Source organism: Mesorhizobium sp. M7A.F.Ca.CA.001.10.2.1 (genome assembly GCF_003998575.1).
Lineage (GTDB): Bacteria > Pseudomonadota > Alphaproteobacteria > Rhizobiales > Rhizobiaceae > Mesorhizobium.
Window position 1 is genome coordinate 1 of record NZ_RZQY01000914.1, and the last position, 1,807, is coordinate 1,807.

Genomic DNA, 1,807 nt, shown 5'->3' on the forward strand with positions numbered 1-1,807 from the left:
TGGATCACCCGCTGGATACGGGCCATCTTCTCGTCGCGCGGCACCTCGGCGCAGAGCGACAGCCAGGCATGGCACAGAGGCGGCTGGAACAGATGCTCCTCGAAATTGCCCTCGATCACCGCATCCATGCGCTCCATCGGCGTACGCGCCCGGCGAAGCCGCGCGATCACCGCCTGGCACAGGACGGCATTGGCTTCGCGCATCGCGTGCTCGAACAGTTCCTGCTTGTTGCGGAAATAGTGCAGCACGATGCCTTTGGAGGCACCTGCCTGAGCGGCCACTTTTTCCAGGGTCGCGCCGGCAATGCCCTCGCGCTCCAGAACCACGAAGGCCGCCTGCCGCAGCTCCTTGCGGCGTATCTCACTGAGACGCTTGAGTTTCACGGGATTGGTCCATGCATTTCGAATCCACGTTGACATTTTCGTCCGCTCAGATCAAGAATTGACCCATGGGACAATAAAAAAACCGATTGGTCAATTTCACGAATGAGGAGAACCGAAATGTTGCGCATCCTTGCAAACGGCGTCTGTTTGGCCGCCCTCATGTTGGCCTCTCATGCGGCCCAGGCGGCCGAGGCCGAAGAGTGCAGGACGGTCCGCATGGCCGAACCCGGCTGGAACGACCTTGCCTTCACCACGGGGGTCGCCAACGTCCTGTTGGAGGCGCTCGGCTATCAGCCGCAAAGCCAGGTGCTCGGCATCAACGTCATCTACGAGGGCATGAAGAACAGGGACCTCGACCTGTTCCTGGGCTACTGGGATCCGGCCATGGTCACCTATTACGAGCCCTACAAGAAGGACGGCTCGGTCGAAAATGTGCGCGTCAATCTCGTGGGCGCCAAATACACCTTCGCCGTTCCGACCTACGCCTGGGATGCCGGCGTCAAGGACATTTCCGACCTGCACAAATTCGCCGACAAGTTCGGCAAGAAAATGTACGGCATCGAGCCCGGTTCAAACCAGTTGATGATGGACGCCATCGCCGATCCCGCCTTTGGCCTGGACGGCTGGCAAGTGGTCGAGTCCAGCGAAGCCGGCATGCTTTCCGAGGTCGGCTACGAGATCAAGGAAAAGCAGTTCATCGTCTTCCAGGGCTGGGCGCCGCATCCGATGAACACGATGTACGACTTCAAGTACCTGACCGGCGGCGACAAGTTCTTCGGCCCGAACTTCGGCGCCGCGACGGTGACGACGCAGGTGCGCAAGGGCTATCTCGAGCAATGCCCGAACGTCGCGCAATTCCTCAGGAATCTCGCCTTCGACATCGATTTCGAGAATGTCGGCATGGGCTATCTGATCAATGACGGCATGAAGCCGGAGGACGGCGCGCTGAAGGCAATCACGGCCAACAAAAGCCGCCTCGACGCCTGGCTCGCCGGCGTCACCACCTTCGACGGCCAACCCGGCCTCGCCGCGGTCAAGGAAAAGCTCGGTCTGTGAGAGCGGCGGTGCTTGATGCTTTGCCGGAGCAGGGCGCCTGGTCCGGCCGCAAGCAATTCGTCACTGTCGGCGATCTCGACATCGCCTATGTCGAGGTATCAGGCGCCGAGCCGGCACTGCTGTTGGTGCACGGCTTCACCGACACCAGCCGCAGTTTTTCGCTTCTGGCGCCATATCTGGCCGGCCGTCGTCTGATCATGCCGGATCTGCGCGGCCACGGCGCCTCGCAGGCTGGCAAGAACTGCGGCATCGCCGATCTTGCCGATGATATGGCCGGGCTGATCCAGAGTTTACAACTCGACCGACCGGTCGTCGTCGGCCATTCGCTGGGCGCCATGGTGGCTGTCGCTTTGGCTGCGGGGCACAAG

General features: G+C 61.3%; 3 protein-coding genes. 2 read left to right on the top strand and 1 reads right to left on the bottom strand.

Translation table 11 applies throughout. The annotated features are described in order from the left end of the window. Positions 1–419 (bottom strand): TetR family transcriptional regulator (locus tag EN964_RS33385; protein ID WP_127277365.1); only part of this gene is annotated, 419 nt, incomplete at its 3' end. A gap of 81 nt (positions 420–500) precedes the next feature. Between EN964_RS33385 and choX the strand changes: the two genes are divergently transcribed. Both choX and EN964_RS33395 read left to right on the top strand, forming a co-directional pair. Beyond that, entirely contained in the window at positions 501–1,439 is a 939-nt protein-coding gene (gene choX, locus EN964_RS33390; RefSeq protein WP_127272782.1) for a choline ABC transporter substrate-binding protein, read from the top strand. 8 nt (positions 1,440–1,447) lie between these two features. Next, on the top strand, positions 1,448–1,807 hold a 360-nt coding region (locus EN964_RS33395; protein WP_127277367.1), incomplete at its 3' end, for an alpha/beta fold hydrolase.

Excerpts from the sequence above, each read along its gene's own strand:
- choX (WP_127272782.1), top strand. The coding sequence starts at position 501 with ATGTTGCGCATCCTTGCAAACGGCGTCTGTTTGGCCGCCCTCATGTTG.